Annotated in this window: 18 protein-coding genes; 16 read left to right on the plus strand and 2 right to left on the minus strand. The window is 32.1% G+C overall.

Going from position 1 to position 20,085, the window contains the following annotated elements; translation table 11 throughout:
- The first annotated feature begins 20 nt into the window (after window positions 1-20).
- From BLW23_RS19245 to gap (BLW23_RS19260), 4 genes are all read left to right on the plus strand, one after another.
- On the plus strand, window positions 21-1,391 hold the full coding sequence (locus BLW23_RS19245; protein ID WP_093672926.1) for a tetratricopeptide repeat protein: 1,371 nt from the start codon (window positions 21-23) through the stop codon (window positions 1,389-1,391).
- Window positions 1,392-1,879: 488 nt separating this feature from the next.
- Complete coding sequence (pfkA, locus tag BLW23_RS19250; RefSeq protein ID WP_093672928.1) at window positions 1,880-2,866, plus strand: 6-phosphofructokinase; 987 nt, start codon at window positions 1,880-1,882, stop codon at window positions 2,864-2,866.
- Window positions 2,867-2,880: 14 nt separating this feature from the next.
- Complete coding sequence (gene gap, locus BLW23_RS19255; RefSeq protein WP_093672930.1) at window positions 2,881-3,915, plus strand: type I glyceraldehyde-3-phosphate dehydrogenase; 1,035 nt, start codon at window positions 2,881-2,883, stop codon at window positions 3,913-3,915.
- A gap of 325 nt (window positions 3,916-4,240) precedes the next feature.
- On the plus strand, window positions 4,241-5,233 hold the full coding sequence (gene gap / locus BLW23_RS19260) for a type I glyceraldehyde-3-phosphate dehydrogenase (protein ID WP_093672932.1): 993 nt from the start codon (window positions 4,241-4,243) through the stop codon (window positions 5,231-5,233).
- Between the two features lie 149 nt (window positions 5,234-5,382).
- Here the strand turns inward: gap (BLW23_RS19260) and BLW23_RS19265 are convergent, their stop codons facing one another.
- Together BLW23_RS19265 and BLW23_RS19270 are read right to left on the minus strand one after the other, a co-directional pair.
- Window positions 5,383-5,763, minus strand: a complete 381-nt coding sequence (locus BLW23_RS19265) for a Rid family detoxifying hydrolase (RefSeq protein WP_093672934.1) — start codon at window positions 5,761-5,763, stop codon at window positions 5,383-5,385.
- 104 nt (window positions 5,764-5,867) lie between these two features.
- Window positions 5,868-8,498: a putative LPS assembly protein LptD gene (locus BLW23_RS19270; RefSeq protein WP_255362840.1), complete on the minus strand. Its 2,631-nt coding sequence runs from the start codon at window positions 8,496-8,498 to the stop codon at window positions 5,868-5,870.
- A 164-nt stretch (window positions 8,499-8,662) separates the two neighbouring features.
- On the opposite strand from BLW23_RS19270, the gene BLW23_RS19275 reads away from it, so the two are divergent.
- From BLW23_RS19275 to BLW23_RS19330, 12 genes are all read left to right on the plus strand, one after another.
- Window positions 8,663-9,889, plus strand: coding sequence for an N-acetylmuramoyl-L-alanine amidase family protein (locus tag BLW23_RS19275; protein WP_093672938.1), 1,227 nt, complete (start codon window positions 8,663-8,665; stop codon window positions 9,887-9,889).
- 67 nt (window positions 9,890-9,956) lie between these two features.
- The gene (locus BLW23_RS19280) at window positions 9,957-10,913 is read left to right on the plus strand and encodes an MlaD family protein (RefSeq protein ID WP_093672940.1); all 957 of its coding nucleotides are present in this window, start codon (window positions 9,957-9,959) and stop codon (window positions 10,911-10,913) included.
- Between the two features lie 3 nt (window positions 10,914-10,916).
- The gene (locus tag BLW23_RS19285; RefSeq protein WP_093672942.1) at window positions 10,917-11,519 is read left to right on the plus strand and encodes a carboxymuconolactone decarboxylase family protein; all 603 of its coding nucleotides are present in this window, start codon (window positions 10,917-10,919) and stop codon (window positions 11,517-11,519) included.
- A gap of 14 nt (window positions 11,520-11,533) precedes the next feature.
- A complete protein-coding gene (locus BLW23_RS19290; protein WP_093672944.1) occupies window positions 11,534-12,850 on the plus strand; it encodes a 4Fe-4S dicluster domain-containing protein in 1,317 nt (438 codons plus the stop codon).
- A gap of 65 nt (window positions 12,851-12,915) precedes the next feature.
- Window positions 12,916-13,695, plus strand: a complete 780-nt coding sequence (locus tag BLW23_RS19295; RefSeq protein ID WP_093672946.1) for a (Fe-S)-binding protein — start codon at window positions 12,916-12,918, stop codon at window positions 13,693-13,695.
- Between the two features lie 105 nt (window positions 13,696-13,800).
- A complete protein-coding gene (locus tag BLW23_RS19300) occupies window positions 13,801-14,208 on the plus strand; it encodes a hypothetical protein (RefSeq protein WP_093672948.1) in 408 nt (135 codons plus the stop codon).
- A 70-nt stretch (window positions 14,209-14,278) separates the two neighbouring features.
- Window positions 14,279-15,343 carry a carbohydrate-binding family 9-like protein gene (locus BLW23_RS19305; RefSeq protein ID WP_093672950.1) on the plus strand — a complete coding sequence of 355 codons (1,065 nt, stop codon included), beginning with the start codon at window positions 14,279-14,281 and terminating at the stop codon, window positions 15,341-15,343.
- Between the two features lie 244 nt (window positions 15,344-15,587).
- Window positions 15,588-16,529, plus strand: coding sequence for a 1,4-dihydroxy-2-naphthoate octaprenyltransferase (gene menA, locus BLW23_RS19310; RefSeq protein ID WP_093672952.1), 942 nt, complete (start codon window positions 15,588-15,590; stop codon window positions 16,527-16,529).
- A gap of 103 nt (window positions 16,530-16,632) precedes the next feature.
- Window positions 16,633-17,310 carry a metal-dependent hydrolase gene (locus BLW23_RS19315; protein WP_093672954.1) on the plus strand — a complete coding sequence of 226 codons (678 nt, stop codon included), beginning with the start codon at window positions 16,633-16,635 and terminating at the stop codon, window positions 17,308-17,310.
- 14 nt (window positions 17,311-17,324) lie between these two features.
- Window positions 17,325-17,882, plus strand: a complete 558-nt coding sequence (locus tag BLW23_RS19320; RefSeq protein WP_093672956.1) for an SRPBCC family protein — start codon at window positions 17,325-17,327, stop codon at window positions 17,880-17,882.
- Window positions 17,875-18,912 carry an o-succinylbenzoate synthase gene (locus tag BLW23_RS19325; protein WP_093672958.1) on the plus strand — a complete coding sequence of 346 codons (1,038 nt, stop codon included), beginning with the start codon at window positions 17,875-17,877 and terminating at the stop codon, window positions 18,910-18,912. The genes BLW23_RS19320 and BLW23_RS19325 overlap by 8 nt, the downstream gene beginning before the upstream one ends.
- A gap of 3 nt (window positions 18,913-18,915) precedes the next feature.
- Entirely contained in the window at window positions 18,916-20,085 is a 1,170-nt protein-coding gene (locus BLW23_RS19330; protein WP_093672960.1) for a CPBP family glutamic-type intramembrane protease, read from the plus strand.

Raw genomic sequence — 20,085 nt, forward strand, 5'->3', positions numbered from 1 at the left:
GTATTTCAAAGGAAAAACCTATGCCAGTATCAAGATTTGAATCCATGTTAAAGACGAATGATGTTTATTTTTTTGATGCCACAGAGTTTGAGGAGATTATCGAACATTATTTAAATATAGGAAAGCATTCATTAGCAAAAAAAGCAGTGAAGTTAGGATTAGAACAGCATCCTAGTTCTATTCAATTAAAGTTAATGCGAATTGAATTACTCATTTTTGATGATAAATTAAAAATAGCGGAACAATTATTAGCGGAAGTGGAAGCCGTTGAGCCGCATAATGATGAAGTTTTTATTCAAAGAGCTACAATTTTATCCAAAAATAAAAAGCATAAAAAGGCAATATCAATTCTAAAATCATCTTTAGAGTTTGTGAAAGATCCAGAAGATATTTGGTCTATGATTGGAATGGAGTATTTGTATTTAGATGATTATGAAAATGCTCGTTTGAATTTTGCAAAGTGTATTGAAGTGGATTATGAAGATTATTCTTCTTTATATAATATTGTTTATTGCTTTGATATGCAGCAAAACAATGAAGATGCTATTAAGTTTTTGAATGCTTATTTGGATAAGAACCCATACAGCGAGGTTGCATGGCATCAACTTGGAAGACAGTATTTTGAGATGGGAATGTATAAAGAGGCGTTACAGTCTTTTGATTTTGCCGTTATTATTGATGATTCATTTATTGGTGGGTATTTAGAGAAGGCTAAAACTTTAGAGAAGCTAAAAAGATACCAAGATGCAATTGATAATTATTTAATTACATTAGAGCTAGATGATCCAACAGCGTATGCATATATTAGAATAGGAGAATGTTATCAGCAACTTGATAATTTAGCAACTGCCATACATTTTTATAAAAAGGCGGTTCATGAAGACCCACTTCTTGATAGAGGTTGGATGCTTTTAACTTCGGCCTGTTATTCCAATAAGAACTTTCCGAAAGCATTATATTATATAAATAAAGCAATACAGATTGATGAAGCCAATCCTCTATATTGGAGAAAGTATGGTGATATTAATCTAAAACTTAATTTTTACGAAGAAGCGGTAAAGGCTTTTTATAAATGTATAGAGCTTAAGGACGATGCTATTGAAATTTATGTGGCTCTTACTGACATTTTATTGTTTTTAGGAGAGTATAATGAAGCGTTAGCTATTATGATTAAAGCTAAAAAAATATATAGAGAGTTTGCAGAGGTTGAATATAGATTATGTGGCTTGTTTATGGTTTTAGGCAAGGAAGATTATAGTTTGACTCACCTGAAAAATGCACTAAGTATAGATTATGAATATCATTTTATTATAAAAGATTTATTTCCTTCTGTATTTCATAATATGAAAATACAGGACACAATTACTCACTACAAGAAAGTTATTAAATAAACTTTTGAACTCAAGCAAGTGACGAATCCTTTCTTTAAAAAAGAAAGGATTTTTTTATGTTAATTACTGCTATTAGCACCTTGAGCTTGACCAATAAAAGAATTTCTTTTTTCGTTATTCTACCTTTTTGTATGAGCTGTCTATTAAAAATAGATATCCATTTTATTACAATAATTTCAATTTGTAAATGGTATTAGATACCTTTATAGTATAAAAGGCCTTATATGTTAATAAAAATTAAAGTTTCTATGTTTTCCTATTTTATGGAACAATAAAACTAAAAAGAAGTAGTATTATTGTTTAAAAGACTCGTTAAAATAACTAAATAATACAATAGCTTATTTTTTTAAACATAAGGAAGTTAGGTGCGGAATATTAAGGTTCTTAAATAGCTCTAAACCCAAGGTTTATAAAGGTTTTACGCGAAAACGATTTCGTTTTTTTTAGAAAAAACAAAGCAAAAAATAACTAGATTTGACAAACAGATTATGGCAAAAAGATTGAAAAAAATAGCAGTTATGACTTCTGGAGGAGATGCTCCAGGAATGAATGCAGCAATCCGTTCGGTAGTAAGAGCGTGTGCATATTACAGAACTGAATGTGTAGGGGTTTATCGTGGATACCAGGGAATGATTGAGGGAGATTTCGTAAACATGACTGCGAGAAGTGTAAATAATATAATTCAAAAGGGAGGAACAATATTAAAGTCTGCTAGGTCAAAAGAATTTATGACCGAAGAAGGACGCAAAAAAGCCTACGAGAATTTAAAGGAACAGGAAATTGATGGTTTAGTAGTTATCGGTGGAGATGGTTCTTTTACAGGTGGGGTTGTATTTAATAAAGAGTATAATTTTCCAGTTATGGGAATTCCAGGAACTATTGATAATGATATTTACGGAACGTCGCATACATTGGGTTATGATACAGCGTTGAATACAGCGATGGAGGCAATTGATAAAATTCGAGACACCGCATCTTCGCACAATAGATTATTCATAGTTGAAGTAATGGGTAGAGATGCTGGTTTTATTGCTTTAAATGCAGGTGTTGGTGCTGGAGCTGAAGAAATTTTAATACCTGAAGAAAACCTTGGATTAGATAGAATGTTAGAATCTCTTAAAAAGAGTAAGAGGTCAGGGAAATCATCAAGTATCGTTGTCGTTGCAGAAGGGGATAAGACAGGGAAAACTGTATTTGAATTGGCAGATTATGTTGAAGAAAATCTGCCGGAATATGAAGTAAGGGTATCGGTTTTAGGACATATGCAACGTGGAGGTTCGCCATCTTGTTTTGACAGAGTTTTAGCGAGTAGACTTGGAGTAAAAGCTGTTGAATTATTAATCGATGGTCAATCGAACCTTATGGTTGGATTGCAGAACAATCAAGTGGTTGCAACTGATTTAGAAAAAGCAATAAAAGGAATACAAGAAATAAACATGGAACTTCTAAGAGTTTCAGATATAATGACTACATAAAAACACAATATATTATGATTAAAATAGGGATTAACGGATTCGGTAGAATTGGTAGACTAGCTTTCAGATCTGCAGTGAAACGTTCAAATGTTCAAATTGTGGCTATTAATGATTTACTTGATGATGTAAATTATTTAGCATACATGTTAAAGTACGATTCTGTACATGGAGAATTTGAAGGAACAGTTGAGGTTGTAGGTGACAAGTTAGTTGTGAATGGAAATGAAGTTAGAATAACTGCAGAACGTGATCCTGAAAATTTAAAGTGGGATGAAGTAGGAGCAGAGTACGTGTTAGAATGTACAGGTATTTTTAAGACTATTGACAAAGCTCAATTACATATTAATGGAGGAGCGAAGAAAGTTGTAATCTCTGCGCCTTCTCCAGATGCACCAATGTTCGTAATGGGTGTGAACAATAATGAGTTAAAGAGTAGTGATACAATTTTCTCTAATGCTTCTTGTACAACGAACTGTTTGTCTCCAATAGCTAAGGTATTAAATGACAAATTTGGAATAGAGGAAGGGTTAATGACAACCGTTCATGCTAGTACAGCCACTCAACGAACAGTTGATGGACCTTCAATGAAAGATTGGAGAGGAGGAAGAGCTGCTTTACATAATATTATACCTTCTTCTACAGGAGCTGCTAAAGCGGTAGGGAAAGTAATACCAGAATTAAATGGAAAACTTACAGGTATGGCTTTTAGAGTTCCTACTATGGATGTTTCTGTTGTAGATTTAACTGTGAGGTTAAAAAATAAAGCGTCATACGAAGATATTAAATTAGCAATGAAAGATGCTTCTCAAGGAGCTATGAAAGGTGTTTTAGGTTATACCGAAGAATTAGTTGTTTCTCAAGATTTTGTAGGAGATACTCGAACTTCTATTTTTGATGCTAATGCTGGAATTGCATTATCTGATAATTTTGTGAAAGTAGTGTCATGGTATGATAACGAAATGGGATATGCAACGAAGTTAGTTGATTTAACTGAATACTCAGCATCATTATCTAACGTAGAAGAAAAAGCACTTTCTTCATCGTTGTAAACGATATACATTAAATTTGTTTAAAACTGGTGGGATTTTATTTCTTACCAGTTTTTTTGTGTTTATATAGTTTATATTTGTACTCCTGAAAAATAGGGGGGTAAAAGCTTGATTTAGTTAAAGCCTTTGAAAGGAATATACGATTGGTGATTAAAAATTTCGTATAAATTAATTGAATTATTTTTTCTTTATACAAGGCGAAAAAAGCAATGCATAGCCTTAGTTACGGTTTCTTTTTTTAACGCTGTAGAATGTGAAAAGAAACTGTTTATATGCGAGATATTTATTTATAAATCGTATTAAATATGATAAATTAAAAAGGGACATGATAAAAGTTGGGATCAACGGTTTTGGTAGAATTGGAAGAATAGCTCTTCGTTCTGTAACTCTTAGAGATAATATCGAAGTAGTAGCGATTAACGATTTAATGGATGTAGATTATTTAGCCTATTTGTTGAAGTATGACTCAGTTCATGGTCGTTTTCCTGGAACGGTAGAGGTTCAAGAAGGGAATTTGGTGGTTAATGGAAAAGAAATTAGAGTTACTGCGGAAAAACAACCGGAATATTTAAAATGGGACGAAGTTAATGTAGATTATGTTATTGAATCTACAGGTTATTTTACCGATAAAGACAAAGCGTCACTTCATTTAAAGGCAGGAGCAAAAAAAGTGATCATCTCGGCTCCTTCAAAAGATGCTAAAATGTATGTAATGGGGGTGAATAACAAAGAGTTAACTAAAAATGAATTGGTGTTTTCTAATGCCTCATGTACTACAAATTGTTTGGCTCCTGTAGCGAAAATCATCAATGATAACTTTGGGTTGAAAGAAGGGTTGATGACAACGGTTCATTCCTCAACCTCTTCGCAAAATGCAGTGGATGGACCCAATAAAAAATGGAGAAGAGGAAGAACTTTGGGGAATAATATTATCCCAACAAGTACAAGTGCCGCTATTGCGGTAACGAAGGTATTGCCTAAGTTAGAAGGAAAATTAACTGGAATGGCAGTAAGAGTTCCTGTGCCAAATGTATCTTTAATTGATTTAACATTTAGAACTGAAAAACCTACTTCATTAAGAGAAATATTAGCAACTTTCGAAGAAGCTTCAAAAGGAGTCTATAAAGGAATTGTTGGATACACTGAAGATGAGGTGGTATCACAAGATTTTGTGTCAGAGCCAAGGACTTCTGTAATTGATGCGGCTGCATGTTTGGAGTTAAACGAAAATTTTTTTAAGATAATATCTTGGTATGATAACGAGTATGGATATGCTACTAAAATTATAGATTTATTAGTGTATTCATCAGGATTATAAAATAAACTAGCTTAATAGAATTTTAAATATATACCCGTTTTTAAGCGGGTTTTTTATTTATAAATCGTATTGTTTATAATAAAAATAAAAAATGCCAAGAGGAATTATTCTTGACAAGAGTTTTGTTATTTAAAAGATGTATTCAGTACTTATCTAATAGCAATCATGCTAATTTCTACATTCACAAATTTGGGAAGGTTTGCAACCTCAACAGTTTCTCTCGCTGGTGCTGTATCTTCATTGAAATATTGACCATATACTTCATTAATTTTAGAGAAATTATTCATGTCAGATATAAAAATGGAAGTCTTTACTACATTTTCAAAAGTCATATTTGCAGCAGCAAGTACTTGCTTCATATTTTCCATTACTTGTTTAGTTTCTAGCTCAACTGAATCTAAAACTAACTCACCAGATTCGGGATTAATAGCTATTTGTCCGGAAGTATATAAGGTGTCTCCTTTTAATATTGCTTGATTGTATGGCCCAATTGGCTGAGGTGCTTTTGTAGTTGTGATAATTTCTTTCATCTATATACCGTTTTATTATTTTGAATCAAATGTAGTCTGATTATCCTTACAAGTAAAATCAAGACTAATGAGATTTTTAATGCCTCTAAATTAAGAAGAATTGGTTAGAACAACACTCTATCTGGTGGTTTATTCTTATCCCATTTCAAATCACTCATTACGGATGATTTCACCCCTATAAAGAAGTAATAGGCAGAGTTTACTCCAAAAGGTGTCCAGTTAAAGTTGAACCTCCAACTATCTAAGTCTCTAGAAAAGTTTAATCTTGTAAAAGTAAAGGCATTATTTTTTATATCGTAACCAGAAGAAAAACCTACTTTCCATTTTGGAGAGAGTTCTACATTACCACTAAACATTAATGAATTATTGCTGATGTTTCCAACATTTCCAGGTTTAGAATAATTCATGGCATAAACTAAATTCAGGCTCCAAGGAATTTTGGCATTGTACAACTTTGCAACTTTCGTTTTTGAAGAATTATCTTCTTGACCTCCAATTCCATTATTACCAAAACCATTTGTGTTCGGAATGTCTTGACCGAAAACGTCAGGAGTGTTTTGAGCACCATTACCATTACTTTCCTTTTCTTTTTTGTCGTCGTCTTTTTTCTCAAAATCTTTACTCGAAATGGAATAGTTGGCGGTAACTCCTACATTCGTAAGTCTTAAAATAGAAGGATTTATCTTCTCAATTCTATTGCCATCGGCATCTAATTGGTAAAGGTCAAAACTCGCATTTACATTCAGTGCCATTTTATCTTTGAATAAACGGGTTCCTGCACTTGCACTGACTGGGCTCCAGCGAAATTCTTCTGCGGCAATATTGTAACTTGTACTGAAATTTAAATTGTTAAGAATTGTAACTTTCTCATCTTCTTCGTCACTATCTGGATCCTTGGGTGCAACTTTTGCCTCAAGAACATTATTAACTGAAATTCCAATAGAGTTAGACAAACCGCTTCCTGGGGTTCCATAGATTCCTCCTTCAAACGGAGAATACGTTAATAAATCATTTGGGTCACTACTCTGTTGAACTTGTAGGTTATGGGCATTTGCAAAATTAGGTCTATAACCATATGAAATTGTAGGTCTAATTGTATGGCGAATAGCTTTTAATCGTCCTTTTTTAAAGTTAAATGTTCCATAAATATTGGTTGACAGTGAAGCACCAAAATTGTATTCATGAAATCTAGTAAAACCTCCAATAGTGTCATTAACAATATCACCTGAATTACCTTGATTATCTATAATACTAGAATCGTAACGTTTATTAATTTTTCTGAAATACCAAACATCTTTATAACTAACTGTTGGAGCTAGCGTAAAATATTTAAAAGCTTTGATATTTGTGCTTGTACTTAAGTTATGTTGTATACCAGCTTGTGCCTCGCTGAACATTTTTTCAGTAAAAAACTCATCATCAGTGGTATTTATCCTGTATTGGCCACTCATACTATAGTTTAACCCCATTTTTTGAATAGGATTCTTTTTAATTCCTCCTTTACCAGCAAATGGAAAAATTCTATCCATGTTCAATTGTAATGACGGGAAAGTCATTGATATCGTATTGCTGTTAGTATTTTGTTGATGAGTTGCCGTAACGTTCATATTAAACGGAGTCCCTACAAACTTTTTATAATATGAAATTGACGAACTCAACGTATTTGTCAATCTTTGCGAATTATTAAATTCATTTAATGACTGATTATAATACTGACTACTACCTAAGTTTACAGATGCCGAAAAACGAGAGTTTGGACTAGATTTAGCATCTTGACTATGGCTCCATCTAACGTTGAAGTTTGAAGATTTACTGTAGCCACTTAAACCTCTAATTCCTTGAATAATATTTTCAAATCTAATACTGAAGTTTCCGCTAGATTTGTAACGGAAATAATAATTAGAATCAGCTCTTAATCCCCAGCTTCCATTGGTGTAAACATCTCCTAATACGGTTAAATCAAAATAATCATTAACGGCAAAATAATACCCTCCGTTTTGCAAGAAAAAACCTTGACTATTACTATCTCCCCAGGAAGGAATGATAAACCCAGAGCTTCTTTTGTCAGTTAAAGGAAAGTACGCAAAAGGTAAATATAAAGGAGTGGGAACGTCGGCGAGAACTAAATGACTTCCTCCAACAATAATTTTTTTACCAGGAACTAACTTAGCTTTACTTGTAGAAATATAATAATCAGGTATTTCCTTTTGAGATGTTGTAAAACGAAGTTTACGCATATAAATAGTAGAATCATTTACACGTTTGGTTTTGGTACCATAGGTAATAATATCACTTTGAACAGTTTTTACACCATAAATTAAAGCCTTTTTAGTTTTGAAATTAAAAAGAATAGAATCTTGTTCACTTTCCTGAGCGCCTTGTTTAAATTGTGGTCTTTGATGATAACCTATACTGTCTTTTATACCTTTGGCATATACCGTATTATTTTTATAATCTAAAATAATAATCCCAGCTTTTAGGTCCAAGTCTGTGTACGTTACTCTAGCGTTATTATAAAGTGTAATGGTTTTGTTTTTTGCATCCTGAATGGTATAATCTTCGGCATCATGGGTAATAATTCCATCAATTACTTCTTTTGGCTTTACAATAGAGTCATTCGGGATCGAATCTTTCGAAGGTTTTGTTATCTCTTTTAAGTTTCTGTTAAAAACAGTATCTTTTGCTATATTTAAGGAATCTTTAGCTTTTTTAATAGAGGTGTTTTGTGTACTCAAATCCTGAGAATAACCTTTGTTAAAGCTGAGAAAACTTAAAAATAAAAGTATGTAAGTTAGATTTGTTCGCAAGACTATAAATACTATTTTTGTGTTCAATTAAAATTATGGCTTACTATTTGAGTATACAAATTTTAAACGCCAAAATTACTTAAAAATAATTGATGAGAATCTTAAAATTCAGCAAATATATTACCAAAAAGTTAAGTTTTATCCTTTTTTTAGGATTTATCTTTTCATATAGTATAACAACAATAAGCGCTCAGAAAAAGTATACGGTTGTATTAGATGCAGGTCACGGAGGTAAAGATTATGGTGCTTCACGAGGAGGATATATAGAAAAAAAGATTGCTTTAAGCTTGGCTCTCAAGACTGGTGAAATTCTTAAAAAAGACAAGGATTTAAACATTATTTATACAAGAAAGAAGGACGTTTTTATAGAATTACATAACAGAGCAAGGATAGCTAATGAGAAAAATGCAGATTTATTTGTCTCAATTCATTGTAACGCAAACAATTCAAGTAGACCGCATGGTGCGGAAACTTATGTTCTCGGATTAAGAGGAAATAAAGAGAATTTGGAAATAGTAAAAAAAGAAAATGAGGTAATTTTACTGGAAGATGATTATAGGAAGAATTATGACTACGATCCTAATTCTCCCGAAACTGTAATAGCACTGTCAGTATTACAAGAAGAGAATTTAGATATGAGTTTGGCTTTTGGAGGATTAGTACAACGAAACTTTAGAGGTATAAAACGCTACGATAGAAAAGTAAAACAAGCAAATTTTTTAGTTCTAAGAGAAACTGTAATGCCAAGCGTTTTGATAGAGTTAGGATTTATTTCAAACAAAGTTGAAGGTCAGTTTTTGAATTCAAGAAGTGGACAATATAAAATGGCAAAAGCAATTTCAGAAGCCATAAAAAAGTATATAAAACAAATAAAAATAAATTCAGTAGGAGAGTTACCTATTGATACTACGAAAAAAGAGGAAGAAAAAACGACACTGGTTAAAACAAAGGTAAAACCTAAGGAAAAGAAGGAAGAACCAAAAAAAGTAGTTGTAGCTAAAACAAAGGAGAGCAAGAAAGTATCTTCGCCAAAAAAGAAAGAGCCAAAAAAAGAGATCAAAAGAGGCGTTTATTTCAGAGTTCAAATAGCAGCTTCTAGAAATAAACTTTCAAATAATTTCAACTTTAAAGGATTAAGTGAGGTGGAGTCTAGTTTTATTGAAGGTTATTATAAATATTATTACGGTCAAACCTCTGATTTTCAAGAAGTGAAAAGAATGCAAAGTAAAGCGCGAGAAGTGGGGCATAAGGGAGCCTTTGTTGTAGCATTTAAAGACGGCAAAAAAATCTCTGTGAAGGAAGCGCTTAATTCTTTGTAATTTAGATCAAATCTACCTACTAACTACCGAAAATAATTATTATTTTCGCTTGTATTAATCATTTTGCATGTCTAAAGAATTAAAAACAGGAATAGTTGCAGTAGTCATTATAGCATTATTCGTTTGGGGTTACAATTTTCTGAAAGGTCAAGATCTTTTCAATCCAGGTACAAGATACTTTTATGTTGAATTTGACAATATTAGCGGACTAAATGAGGCTAGTATGGTATCCATTAATGGATTAAAAGTAGGAAGAATATCGGAAATCAATTTTAATAAAAATCCAGAAAGAAGAGGTAACTTGGTCGTGAAACTAAGTGTGGATAATAGATTTAGTTTTAGCAAAAATAGTATTGCTAAAATTTATTCTGCAGGGCTTATGGGAGGTCAGAATTTAGCAATCATTCCTAATTATGATGGAGAAGAAGCTAAATCAGGTGATTTTCTTAGAGGAGAAATAGAGCAAGATCTTATAGGGTCGTTAAGTGATAAACTAACTCCGAGGCTGGAACATACTATAGACGGTGTAGACTCATTGGTTACTGGCTTTAATCAGATATTGGATTACAAATCACGAAGAAGTTTAAATAGAAGTATTTTAAATCTTGAAAAAACAGTTACTGATGTTCGAAGAACTTTATCTTCGGTAAATTCAATGCTTAATAATAGTAAAGGGAATTTAGAAGAAACTATTAAGAATACAAAAAAAATAACGGAAGATTTTTCAAAAGTTTCAGGCGACTTAGCGAAGGCTAATCTTGGAGGAACCGTTAAAAAGTTAGAAACTACATTGACAAACGTAAATGTAATTTTAGCGGATATGAAGAGTGGTAAAGGAACGCTTGGAAAGTTAATGACGGATAAAGCAATGTATACGAATTTAACCAATGCTTCCAAAGAATTAGAAGAACTTCTAAGAGAAATGAAATTAAACCCAAAACGTTTTGTCCATTTTTCATTATTTGGAAAGAAAGCAAAAGGGTATAATAAAGAAAACAGCAATAAGAACGTTAGCAATAAATAGTCAATGAGCTGGATTAAAATAATTTCATTTCAAGAAGCTCAAGGAAAACTGAAAAAACTTTATCAAAAGGTAACTGGGCCTAATAATAATGTTGATAACATAATGCTTGTTCATGGTCTTAGACCACATACGATGGTTGGACACATGGCATTGTATAAGAATGTATTACATAATAGTAACAACACACTCCCTAAATGGTATTTAGAAACTATCGGAGTTTATGTGAGCATGTTAAATAAATGTGATTATTGTGTTCAGCACCATTATTCAGGACTTGTAAAATTGTTAAATAATGATAAACAAGCTTCTGAACTCAAAAAGAGTTTGGAAACTAATAATTTAAGTCTTGCATTAGATCAGAAATATGCAGAAGGCTTGGAATATGCCAAACAACTTACACTACAACCTTCAGAATTAGCTGAGAGAAGCATCCATTGCTTAAAAGAAAAGGAATTTACTGATGGTGAAATTTTAGAGATAAACCAAGTAGTTAGTTATTTTAACTATGCTAACAGAACGGTATTAGGTCTAGGAGTTTCTGCCAAAGGAGATATTTTAGGATTGTCACCTAATAGCTCCGAAGACGACAATTGGAATCATCAATAACTAACAAATAATACATGGAAAATTACGTACCAAACATCTTTTTTGCAATTATATTAATCGCAGGAATAGGATACTTTGTAATGAATGTTCGAAAGCTGATTAGAAATATCAAACTAGGTAAAGATATTGATAGAAATGATAGAAAGCCCGAGCGTTGGAAAAATATGGCGAAAATTGCCTTAGGACAATATAAAATGGTTAGGCGACCAGTTTCAGGAATCTTGCACGTTGTTGTTTACGTGGGGTTTATTATCATTAATATAGAGATGCTCGAAATCGTTGTAGATGGATTATTTGGAACGCACAGGGTATTTCAAAAACCATTGGGTAATGGTATTTATGGTTTCTTAATAGGAACTTTTGAAATTCTGGCATTGTTAGTATTTGTTTCCGTAATCATATTTTGGTTTCGAAGAAACGTTGAAAAAATTAAACGTTTTTGGAGTAAAGAAATGACCGGATGGCCAAAGAATGATGGGAACATTATTTTGTATTTTGAAATGGTGTTAATGTCGTTGTTTTTAGTAATGAATGCAACGGATGTAGGTTTTCAAGAAGCAGGAGTTGGAAATGTAGTTTCACAGTTTATAGCTCCTTGGTTTGAAGGATTTTCTCATGATCAACTTCATGTGATAGAAAAAACAGCATGGTGGGTTCACATTGTAGGAATTCTTATCTTTTTAAATTATTTATATTATTCAAAACACCTGCACATTCTATTAGCTTTCCCTAATACGTATTTTGCAAACTTGAATCCAAAAGGACAGTTTACAAATGTAGCTTCAGTAACAAAAGAAGTAAAAATGATGATGGATCCTGATGCAGATCCTTATGCGATGCCAGCGGAAGGAGAGGATGAGGGAGAACCCGAAAAGTTTGGTGCTTCAGATGTAACGGATTTAAATTGGGTACAATTAATGAATGCATACACATGTACTGAGTGTGGTCGTTGTACTTCTTCATGTCCAGCAAATTTAACAGGAAAAGAATTATCACCTCGAGCGATTATGATGAAAACACGTGATCGAGTAGAGGAGGTTGGAAATATTATAGATGTTAATAAAGGAGAATTTAAACCCGATGGTAAACAACTATTAGATGATTATATAACAAGAGAAGAATTATGGGCATGTACTAGCTGTAATGCTTGTGTAGAAGAATGCCCAATAGGAATTGACCCTTTATCAATTATAATGGAAATGCGTCGTTATTTAGTAATGGAAGAGTCGGCTGCTCCTCAAGAACTTAATATGATGATGACAAACATTGAAAACAATGGTGCACCTTGGCAGTATAGCCAAATGGATAGATTAAACTGGAAAGACGAATAACTAATCAGTTTTAATCAAGTAAGTGTAAAACAAGAAATGTGTCAACAATTAAACGATAAAGAATTATGAATGTACCAACAATGGCAGAGATGATGGCTCAAGGAAAGCAACCGGAAGTGTTGTTTTGGGTAGGAGCGGCTGGAAGTTATGACGATAGAGCAAAAAAAATTAGCAGAGCTTTTGTTAAAATTTTAAATGAAGCAAAGGTTGATTTTGCGGTATTAGGTACTGAAGAAAGTTCAACAGGCGATGCGGCAAAAAGAGCAGGAAATGAGTTTTTGTTTCAAATGCAAGCCATGATGAATATTGAAGTTTTAAATGGATATGAGGTGAAAACAATTGTTACTTGCGACCCTCATTCTTACAATACATTTAAAAATGAATATCCTAGCTTAGGAGGAAAATATAAAGTGTATCATCATACCCAATTTATAAGTAAATTGATAAATGAAGAACGCCTATCTGTAGAAGGTGAGAATCTTAAAAATAAGAGATTAACGTATCACGATCCTTGTTATTTAGGAAGGGCAAATGATGTGTATGAAACTCCTAGAGAATTAATTAAACGTTTAGGAGTTAAAATGACCGAAATGAAGCGCAATAAATCTACCGCTTTGTGTTGTGGTGCAGGAGGGGCTCAAATGTTTAAAGAACCTGAAAGAGGAGATAAGGATATAAATATTTTAAGAACAGAAGATGCACTGGGAACAAACCCTCAAATTATTGCTACGGGTTGTCCTTATTGTAATACTATGATGACGGATGGAGTGAAATTTAAGGAAAAAGAAGAGCAAATTCAAGTAAAGGACATTGCTGAATTAATAGCAGAAGCTAATAATTTATAAAAAGAACATAAAAATTTCTTAAAAGCGCGTTACAATTGTAATGCGCTTTTTTATTGGTATAAACTTTGTAGACTTGATGATGTTAATAATTCAAAATAATTTACGATGAAATATCTTTTTACATTTATTTGCGCGGTCTTTTTAGCTTCATGCGGTGGTAACTCAGATTTACCAAATAATGGAGAGGGCAGATTGACTTCAGTCAGTATTGAAGTATCTAAAACCGCTGGTGAACATAAAGGGAAAATAAAACCAGTTTTTGAAGAAGCTCAATTTTTTAAACAGGAAAATTCTGCAGAAACTAATGTTTTTCCTTATAAAAAAGGGTACGCAGCGAACCTAAACCTTAAGGCGAATTTCGATTTTACTTATGAAGATGTAACCGAAGTTAATTTCAGACCCTATTCAATTTTCGTTAAATCGTTACAAGATAATACGGTCATTAGCGAAAGAGAATTTGTTATAGAGCAACAAGGAAGGAAAGTTGGCTTTAACTTTCAAGTAAACCGATAAATTAATTCAAGAACAATATTTATGATTAATTTAGGCTAATTGAAGTATTTTTATCTGATATTAGTTTATCATGAAGAATTTTTGTGGAATATTGGTTATGATTTGCTGTATGGGAATGAAAGCTCAAAGCATAACACCTGAAGATATTAAGGATATTGAAACTCCGAAACTATATGTTTCTGACTTTGTAAGCAAGGCACCATTAATTGATGGTTTTATCGATAGTGAAATTTGGAATCGAGCGCAATGGTCAGAAACATTTATAGATATTGAAGGGAAAAAGAAACCTAAGTACAAGACTAACTTTAAAATGCTTTGGGACAACGAAAACGTATATATTCTAGCCAAACTTCAAGACGAACATATATGGGGAACTTTAAAACAAAGAGACACTATTATTTTCAATAATAATTGTTTTGAAATTTTTTTAGACCCCGATGGAAATACTCATAATTACATGGAATTGGAAATAAATGCTTTAAATACAGTCTGGGATTTATTCATTAGCAAACCATACAGAAATAACCCGGAAGTTAAATTCGAATGGGATATTCAAGGGATAAAGACTGAAGTTTCTCATGAAGGAACATTGAACAATTCTAATGATATAGACAAAGGTTGGGTTATAGAAATGGCATTACCATGGAAAAGCTTAAATGTAGATAATGATGAAAGTCCTGTGGGCAAAGGTAGATTTTGGCGCATGAATTTTATGAGGGTACATTGGAATTTCTTACTTGACAATGGAAAATATAAACGAGTAAGAGATTACTCAAATAAATTAAAACCATCTAGCAACTGGGTTTGGAGTTCTCAAGGTGCGGTAAATATTCATCAACCAGAAAAATGGGGATATGTTTATTTTAATAAATCAGATGAAACAGTAGATATCAATGAACTTCCCATCGATGCACCCTTAATTCAGTGGATGTATATTCAATATCGTCAGAAACTTAGAGTATCGAATAATGTGAATGAGTATAGTAGAGAAACTGTAGGCTTTTTTCATGGGGCTAAAGTAGTTTTTAAAAGGAGAAATATTGATAAAAAGTGGTTCTGGTATTGTGAGAGTCCATTAACTAAAAAACAATATTTAATAAGCAATGACGGTAAGTTAAGTATTATTAAAAAGTAAAACGGCTTTAAAAAAAATAATAAATATCTAACATGAAGCCGACTAGAAGATCAAATTGATTTACAAAATTTCCTAGTACAATAGAGAATAACTAAGACTTACCAAGTATGATTTTTCATGTCAAATAAGTATCTTTGATACTTTATATTATTCAAGTATAGTCTTTATTGTTTTGAGTTAAATTATCTTTAGTTCAGTAACTGAGTTTTTGCTCGAAAGTGTAAAGCACAATCAATATAAACACATGAAAAACTACATAAAAGCTGCACGATTACGTACCTTACCTTTGTCAGTATCGGGAATTATTGTTGGGGCTTCAATAGGTATTACTAATGGAGTAGTAAACTCATTATTTAATCATATAGGTGTTAACTTGTCAAATACCAATATATTGCAATCTTCAATTTTTTGGTTAGCGATTCTTACAACAATTGGTTTTCAAGTACTATCAAATTTTGCGAATGACTATGGTGATGGAATAAAAGGTACCGACGACAATAGGGAAGGAGAAGAGCGAATGGTTTCCTCGGGAGCAATTACCCCTAGTCAAATGAAAAAAGCAATGATTGTTACTGCAATCTTAACCTTAGTCGTAGCGATTTTATTGATATACCAAGCTTTCGGAAAGGATAATTTTGCGTACTCAATGTTATTTTTCGGATTAGGTTTGGCATCAATTGCAGCAGCAATAAAATATACCGTAGGAAAATCAGCATATGGATATAGCGGATTTGGAGATGTTTTTGTCTTTATATTTTTCGGTTTGTTGGCTGTTGTTGGAACTTTCTTTTTATATACAAAAGCATTAGAATTTACGGTATTTCTTCCAGCTTTTACAATAGGTCTTTTAAGTACTGCCGTACTGAACCTAAATAATATGAGAGATCGAGTAAACGATGCAAAATCAGGAAAGAATACCTTAGTAGTTAAAATAGGGGCTGAATTCGCCAAATACTATCACTATTATTTAATAGGTGCGTCTTTCCTATTTGCACTATTATATACAGTGGTAGAGTATCGTTCTCCATCACAATTTTTATTTTTAATAGCATATATTCCTTTAATAAAGCATGTACTTTTTGTTATGAAAAATAATGAGGAAGCTAAATTAGATGGCGAACTCAAAAAGGTAGCATTGAGCACATTTCTTTTTGCAATACTTTTTGCTTTAGGGAGTGTTTTATAAATTTATAAAAGATATTAAATAGGTAATTCAATTATAATTATTGAATTTTAGAGGGAATAATCCTTTAAAATATCGAATGGATAACAACTAATGAAATAAACATATGAAAATAACTTCTTACGGTCATGCCTGTTTTGGAATAGAGATTAACGGAATAAATATCGTTGTAGATCCTTTTATTACTGCAAACCCACTGGCATCCAATATCGATTTAGATTCTGTAAAAGCTCATTATATTTTAGTAACACATGCCCATCAAGATCATATTTTAGATGTTGAAGCATTGGCAAGAAAAACAGGAGCTTTATTAATTTCAAATTATGAAATAGTAATGTACTATAATGAGAAAGGATTAAAAGGGCATCCTATAAATCATGGAGGTACTTTTAAAGCGGAAAACTTTTCTGCTAAGTATGTAAATGCAATACACACATCTTCTTTTCCTGATGGAACGTATGGAGGGCAACCTGGAGGATTTGTGATTACGGCAGGAGATAAATCATTGTATATTGCTGGAGATACAGCTTTAACGATGGATATGAAATTGATTCCAATGACGACCAAGTTAACGGCATCTATTTTACCAATAGGTGATAATTTTACGATGGGGGTTGATGACGCGATTATAGCAAGTGATTTTGTGGAGTGTGATAAAGTTATCGGTTGCCATTATAATACCTTTCCTCCGATAGAAATTGAGACGGAAGAGGCAAAAGAAAAGTTTTCAAACAAGCAAAAAGAGTTAATTCTCTTAGAAATAGGAAATAGCATAAATTTATAAGATAATTTTTTATTATGTCAAAACAGAATAAGGCTGATCAAAGGAAAATGAAGATTGTAAAGATCGTATTGGGTGTTGTTGTAGCATTATCGATAGCATTTTTTGCTATTGGAATATTTGTTCAAGAATTAAACTATACATCTAAAGTAACTATCGACAAACCACTGTCGGAGGTTTTTAAATTGTTTAATAACGATGAAAAAATGTCTAAATGGATACCTGAAATAAAATCTATAAAGTCAGTATTAAAAACGGAAGAAATAAAGGGAAGTACTTTTCTGGTTACCGTAAATAATCAAGGGAATGAAGTAGTACTTGAAGAAAAGGTTTTGGATTTTATTGATAACAAAAAAGTAAGACTTCTATTCAAAGGAGGAGGAATGCTAAAAGTTGGTGGTTATTCTTTTGAAACATTATCTGATGGAATGACACAGTTGACATTAGAATCAAATGTGAAAAGTGATAATTTTATTTTAGGTTGTTTATTGCCTTTGATGAAGGGGAAATTAGCTGACCAAGATCAACAATATTTAAACAACTTTAAAAAGTTTGCAGAAAGTTCAAATGATTAAAGCTTCATATAAAAAATATATTCTTGAGTTTAAGCAAGCTAGTGGAACTTCAAGAGGTGTCTTAAGAACCAAAGAGACTTGGTTTTTGTTTTTAGAAAAAGATGGAAAAAAAGGAGTAGGAGAGTGCGGGCTTTTTAGAGGACTTAGTATTGATGATAGACCCGATTATGAAAACAAATTAAAGTGGATTTGTGATAATATACATTTGGGACTTGAGAAATTACTAAATGAGACTTTGGAATTCCCGTCTATTCAATTTGGTTTGGAACAAGCATTCTTATCATTAAATAGTAACGACTTATTTACGTTATACCCATCAAATTTCACCGATGGGAAAGAACTTATTAATATAAACGGACTGATTTGGATGGGGGATAAAGCTTTTATGCAGCAACAGATTAAAGATAAATTGCAGCAAGGCTTTACTACCATAAAAATGAAAATAGGAGCTATCGATTTCGATACAGAATTGGCATTGTTGAAATCTATAAGAAGTGAATTTTCGTCAAATGAAATAGAACTCAGAGTGGATGCGAATGGAGCTTTCGCTCCAGATAATGCATTAGAAAAACTAAAAAGATTATCAGAACTTGAATTACATTCCATAGAGCAACCTATTAAACAAGGTCAGTGGCAAGAAATGGCTGATTTGTGTGATAAAACACCTTTACCAATAGCGTTAGATGAGGAGTTAATAGGAATTTTCTTCACAGAAGAAAAATCAAAATGTATTGAAACAATACAGCCTCAATATATAATTTTAAAACCAAGCTTAGTTGGAGGAATAAAAGGAAGTAACGAATGGATTGAAATTGCGACTAATCATAACGCAGGGAATTGGATTACAAGTGCTTTAGAAAGTAATATAGGGTTAAATGCAATCGCGCAATGGACCTATACATTAAACAATCCATTGCCTCAAGGTTTAGGAACTGGAGGGTTGTTTACCAATAACTTTAATAGTCCTTTAGAAGTAGTAGAAGGCGGATTACGATACAATAGAAACGAAAAATGGCATTTTAATTTATAATATATGAACTTTATACAGCAAGCATACAAAGGAAGGAATGAATGGTACATCTATTTATTGGTAATATTGGTTGTTTTTTTTGGATGGCAATTTTTAGGAGTGGTTCCATTACTAATTGCAGCAATTATGCATTCAGAAGATATGAATGAATTCACTGCAGCGGCTCAAGACAGTTTCATGACATTAGGTATTAATAGTAATTTATTTCTGTTTCTAATGATTTTTACATTTGCTTGTGGTTTATTGTTCTTGTTTATGGGAGTGCGATTTTTACATAAAAGAGCGTTTAAAACTATTGTAACGAGTAGAAAGAATATCGATTGGAAAAGATTTTGGTTTGGTTTTATTACTTGGGGTCTTATTTCAATATTTGTAATAGGACTAGGAATTGCTATTGAACCTGAAAATTATGTATGGAATTTTAAACCTATTCCATTTTTTATATTGGTTTTGATTTCATTTCTATTTATTCCAATTCAAACATCTTTTGAAGAATTGTTGTTTCGTGGATACCTTATGCAAGGACTTGGAATTGCTTCTAGAAGCAAGAAGTTTCCTTTATTAGCTTTTTATTCTATTATATTATTTGGAACTTTGATCTATGTTAATACAATAAATGAGGTAAATCTTCTTATGAACTCTGTTTATATAGCAGCTATTGGAATTGGTTATTATATATTATCGCTTTTTGATAGATTTTATGAAACTAAGTTTAATATTAGGTTAAGTAAAGGTTTTAGTAATTTTTTAACTCCTTTAATAATTACTTCAGTAGCCTTTGGGTTACTTCATGGTGCAAATCCGGAAGTAGATAAACTAGGTCCAATTTCTATGGTGTTTTATATTGGTACTGGATTTTTTTTCGGAATAGTGACATTATTAGATGAAGGAACAGAATTAGCTTTGGGGTTGCACGCAATCAATAATATTGTCGCGGCGTTTTTCGTAACTACAGATTGGACTGTTTTTCAAACGGAAGCTTTGTATGTTGATACTTCTGAACCATCAGTAGGTTTAGATATGTTTTTACCAGTATTAGTTTTATACCCAATTTTATTAATCATTTTCTCAAAGAAGTACGGATGGAAAAATTGGAAAGAAAAATTATTTGGAAAGATAGAAAAGCCTATGAATGATGAAAGCATTCAAGGAATAAACGACTTTAATTTTTAA

The organism is Tenacibaculum sp. MAR_2009_124, assembly GCF_900105455.1.
GTDB lineage: Bacteria > Bacteroidota > Bacteroidia > Flavobacteriales > Flavobacteriaceae > Polaribacter.